The sequence below is a fragment of the Nonomuraea maheshkhaliensis genome (genome assembly GCF_039529435.1).
GTDB classification, from domain to species: domain Bacteria; phylum Actinomycetota; class Actinomycetes; order Streptosporangiales; family Streptosporangiaceae; genus Nonomuraea; species Nonomuraea maheshkhaliensis.
Genome location: NZ_BAAAMU010000266.1, coordinates 1 through 3,865, shown reverse-complemented (window position 1 = coordinate 3,865; position 3,865 = coordinate 1). Strand labels below are relative to the sequence as shown.

The 3,865-nt window shown below is 70.2% G+C and carries 5 protein-coding genes and 1 pseudogene; 1 reads left to right on the top strand and 5 read right to left on the bottom strand.

Annotation, left to right across the window (positions count from 1 at the left end):
• The coding region (locus ABFX54_RS56120) for a hypothetical protein (RefSeq protein WP_346115526.1) at positions 1 to 221 on the bottom strand (221 nt) is incomplete at its 3' end.
• Positions 222 to 475: 254 nt separating this feature from the next.
• Between ABFX54_RS56120 and ABFX54_RS56115 the strand changes: the two genes are divergently transcribed.
• Positions 476 to 799 carry a YbaB/EbfC family nucleoid-associated protein gene (locus tag ABFX54_RS56115; protein ID WP_346115525.1) on the top strand — a complete coding sequence of 108 codons (324 nt, stop codon included), beginning with the start codon at positions 476 to 478 and terminating at the stop codon, positions 797 to 799.
• A gap of 10 nt (positions 800 to 809) precedes the next feature.
• On the opposite strand, the gene ABFX54_RS56110 is transcribed toward ABFX54_RS56115, so the two are convergent.
• The 4 genes and pseudogenes from ABFX54_RS56110 to ABFX54_RS56095 form a co-directional block, all read right to left on the bottom strand.
• A complete protein-coding gene (locus tag ABFX54_RS56110; RefSeq protein WP_346115524.1) occupies positions 810 to 1,760 on the bottom strand; it encodes a WXG100-like domain-containing protein in 951 nt (316 codons plus the stop codon).
• A gap of 10 nt (positions 1,761 to 1,770) precedes the next feature.
• Positions 1,771 to 2,172, bottom strand: coding sequence for a hypothetical protein (locus ABFX54_RS56105; protein WP_346115523.1), 402 nt, complete (start codon positions 2,170 to 2,172; stop codon positions 1,771 to 1,773).
• Positions 2,173 to 2,328: 156 nt separating this feature from the next.
• Entirely contained in the window at positions 2,329 to 3,252 is a 924-nt protein-coding gene (locus ABFX54_RS56100; RefSeq protein ID WP_346115522.1) for an NAD-dependent epimerase/dehydratase family protein, read from the bottom strand.
• 230 nt (positions 3,253 to 3,482) lie between these two features.
• A pseudogene (locus tag ABFX54_RS56095) lies at positions 3,483 to 3,865 on the bottom strand (hypothetical protein); the annotation flags it as partial.

Here is a 3,865-nt window from a genome sequence, read left to right as displayed (position 1 = left end):
GGCGAGGGCAGGTCCAGGCCGGGCCGCCGGGCGGCCAGCCGCCGGGCCAGCACGGGCAGCCGGCGGCTCTGCTCGACGAAGAACGCCGGGGACGGCAGGCCCGCGTGCGAGCCCACGAAGATCGCGATCAGCAGCGGCGGCCCCAGCAGCGCGAGCCCGGCCAGCGCCAGACCGCGCACGGGCGCGCGCGCGTACGCGACGACCCTCTCGCCTCGCCCCACGGTACGCCTCCACGCGCGTCACGACCCCGGGGCCCGGGCCGTGCGTCCATCACGACCCGGCTCCCCGTTCCGGCTCCTAGATTGTGCGTCGCCGTGCCGGCGACTCGCGCACGATGAAAGCACGTGAACGGGGGTGGCGGCATGGGTGCCAGCCCCCATGCGGACCGGCGAACGCGGGCCGCATCCCCTCACATCCCATATGTCGCAAAAGTTACTAGTTGTCACCTATATAATCATTAATATAGATATTCGCCATGACAGAACGCGAAAGACGTACCGGCGACCCCGAACTCGACCGGATCATGAGCGAGTTCCGGGCGAACTCCCAGGAGTACGCCGGCGTCATGACCGGCATCGGCGACGTCGTCGGCCAGGCGGCCAGCCGGGACGACAAGATCAGGGTCCGGGTGTCGGCCTCGGGCCAGCTGCTGGGGCTGCACCTCGACCCCCGCGCGATGCGGCTGGCCTCGCACGAGCTGACCGAGACGATCATGGAGCTGTCGCGGCAGGCGACCGAGGACGCGGCCCGCCGGGTCGTGGAGCTGACCCGGCCCTACCTGGAGACGGACGGCCGGTAGGGCGCGCCCGTCAGAGCCGGGGAATGAGGCTGCGGGTGCCATGGACGATGAACTTCTGGTACATGTCCTGCTCGGTCAGCCCGTGCTCGGTGCCGGGCAGCGGGTTGTCGCCGTGCTGCACGTCCAGGGTCATCGAGTACGCGGTCGAGGCCGTCAGGCGGGGCAGGGCGTTCCCGGTGTTGAGGACCGTGCCGTTCGGCAACGTGACGTTGGTGGCGATCGTGCGCAGACCCGGCACCTTGGTCATGAGCGCCGCGCTGCCGTCGATGACGCCGTCGAAGACCACGTTGGCGACGAAGTTCTCCCGGAACACCTTCAGGTTGTGCTCAACCGAGCGCACTTCGTTGCCTTGAAGATCGGTCTTGATGCCGCCCGCGCCGTTCAGCCCGAGAGACAGCAGCACCTCGCCGGTGGCGTACGCGGCGCTGTCGGCGACGTAGTACGTGAGCATGGGCAGCAACATCGTGACGTAGCGGTTCGCGGTGAACCTGAGCAGCAGCGCCTGTCGCTTCATGATCGCCTGTAGCAGCTTCCAGGTGAACACCTGGTACCCGATGGTGTACATCATGTCCACCGTCATGATCCAGCACAGTATCCGCAGCGCGTGGTTGATCTTCTCGATGACGTCGGCGTAGGCGCGGCAGGCGTTCGCCGCCCTGCGGTGCTTGACCGAGACGGCGAGGACGGCCGGGCCGTACCGCTGCGTCCAGAACTTCTTGAACTCCTCGACGGCCGGGCCGGAGCTCTTGGTCCAGACGATCTCGGCGGCCGTGTTCGCCTCGCGGAAGTGTTTGTCGACGGCGTCGGCGATCTCGTCCAGGACGTCGGCCGCCTCGCGGATCTTGTCCGGGTCGCCTTCCAGGTACGAGATGCCGAACAGGAACTCGGGCGCCAGCAACCCGGCCGCGCCGGCGCCCGCCATACCGCCCAGGGCGACCTTGCCCGCGAGCCCGATGGGCATGCCCTTCTCCTCAGGTCCGCTCGACCGGTGTGGTCGGCACGGGGATCTCGTCGTTCTTGCGTCCGGCGAACTCGAAGAGGTCCTGGACGAACGCGTTCTTGTCGATCATGCTGGCCAGGTCGGCCGCCTTGACGTTCTTGCTCATCGACACCACCGCGGAGCCGATGACCTTGTACGCCTCACCCAGGTTGGTCAGGGCCTTGCTCAGGTCCTCGTACGCCTGGTCGAAGCCGGCCTGGCCCTCCTCGCCCTGGCGGAAGAGGCGGGCCGCCTCGTCGCTGGACGGGTTGCCGAAGTAGGGGATGAACTGCTCGACCTGGGCGCTGAGCCGGTTCACCGTGCGCAGGAACTCCCCTCCTTCGAGGGCGATGGCCCGGCCGGCCGTCTCCATGCTCGTATGGTCGATGTCCATGATGATCACCTTCATGATGTCCGTCGGGTGGCCAGTCTCCGTCCTGCCGATTACCGGAAGATGATCAGAATGTTGCCATCGTGCGCGCCGCCCAGGTCATCGGTGTGTCGACGCCCCGACAGGCGCGCTCAGGTCGGCGCGCCCAGATCGCCTTGCTCAGATCGCCTTGCCCAGATCGGCGCCGGCGATCCAGTCGGTGATCGAGCGGTGGCGAGGGCTCCAGCCGAGCTGTTCGCGGGCGCGTACGGCCCGGACCCGGCTGTTGGAGCCGAGGGCGTGCCTGGCGAACTCCGGGTGCCAGACGTCATCGGCGGAGCCGGGCTCCCAGGGACGGGGACCGGGCAGGCCGAGGCGGCGGGCGATGGCCCCGGTGATCGCGGCGAAGGACGCCTCGCCGTTCCCGACGAAGCAGAACAGGCCGGGAGACGCCTTGTCCAGGGCGAGGAGGTACAGGTCGGCGACGTCGTCGAGGTGCACGGTCGACCAGACGTTGGCCCCGGTGCCGACGTGCCTGACCACCCCGCCGGCCCGCGCCTGGCGTACGAGTGCGGCGATCAGGACGCTGTCGCGGGGCAGGCCGCGCGCGTCTCCGTAGATGAGGCTGTGGCACAGGACCGTGGAACGTACGCCCTGGTCCGCGGCGGCCAGGACGAGGCGGTCGAGGGCGACGCGTGCCCGGCGTACGGGGTGCTCGGGCTCCCAGGCGGAGCCCGGGTCGAGCAGGTCCTCGCCGAAAGTCGTTTCGTCGGCTTCGCCGCTGGTGCCGACGCCGACGATGCTGGTGCCGCTGGTGTGGACGAGCGGTTTGCCCGATCCGGCCAGCGCGTCTATGAGCGTCTGCGCGGCTCCGCGGTGGTCGCTGTCCGCGGCGTTGACGACCGCGTCGGCGCGTCCGGCCTGCTCGGCCAGCGTGCCGGCGTCGTCCAGGTCGCCCACCACCGGCTCGACGCCCAGCCGGGCGAGGGCGTCCGCGGTGGCCGCGTCCCTGGTCAGGCCGGTGACGGTGTGTCCTTCCTGGAGCAGCCGGACGGCGGCGGCGCCGCCGATGTAACCGCTCGCGCCGGTGACGAAGACGTGCATAGGGGTCCTGCTTTCTCGCGTGGTGCGCCGGTCGTCCGGCCCGGGCCATCGTCGTCACCCTCGCGCCCGCGGCTCAACTCCCGTTGCCGGAACGGCAAAGCGCGCGCTGGTTACCTCCCGGTCAGGCAAGGTCCCCGACGGGGAGGCGTCCGCCAACCACAGCAGCAGGCCCGGCAGACGCAGGCTCAGGCGGGCCGGCGTCAGTCCCGCAGGCTGACATCGAGGCAGCGCTAGCAGTCGCAGCTGCAGCCGTCACAGCCACAGCCGCCGCCGCAGCACCCGTCCTCGCCGCAACAAGAACAACAGTCGCAGCAGTTGCTGCAGGCGTCGCAACCGGAGCAGTCCAGGCGCCCGCAGCAGGAGCTCTCGTGCTCCTCGTCCCAGGCGGGCCGGTACAGGCCGCACGTGCAGCAGCTCAGCGTGGTGCACGCCAGCGACAGCAGCCCACCGGGATCCCGCTTCCCCGGCGGCCGCTGCTCCGGCGGCGCATCGGGGTCACCGGCCGGGCGGCCGTCGCCGTACATCCCTGCGACGATCATGCGGCCGTCGGCGAGCGCCCCACGAGCGTGGGGGTGGCCGTCGGCGAGCGCCCCAGCGGCGTGAGGGTGGCCGG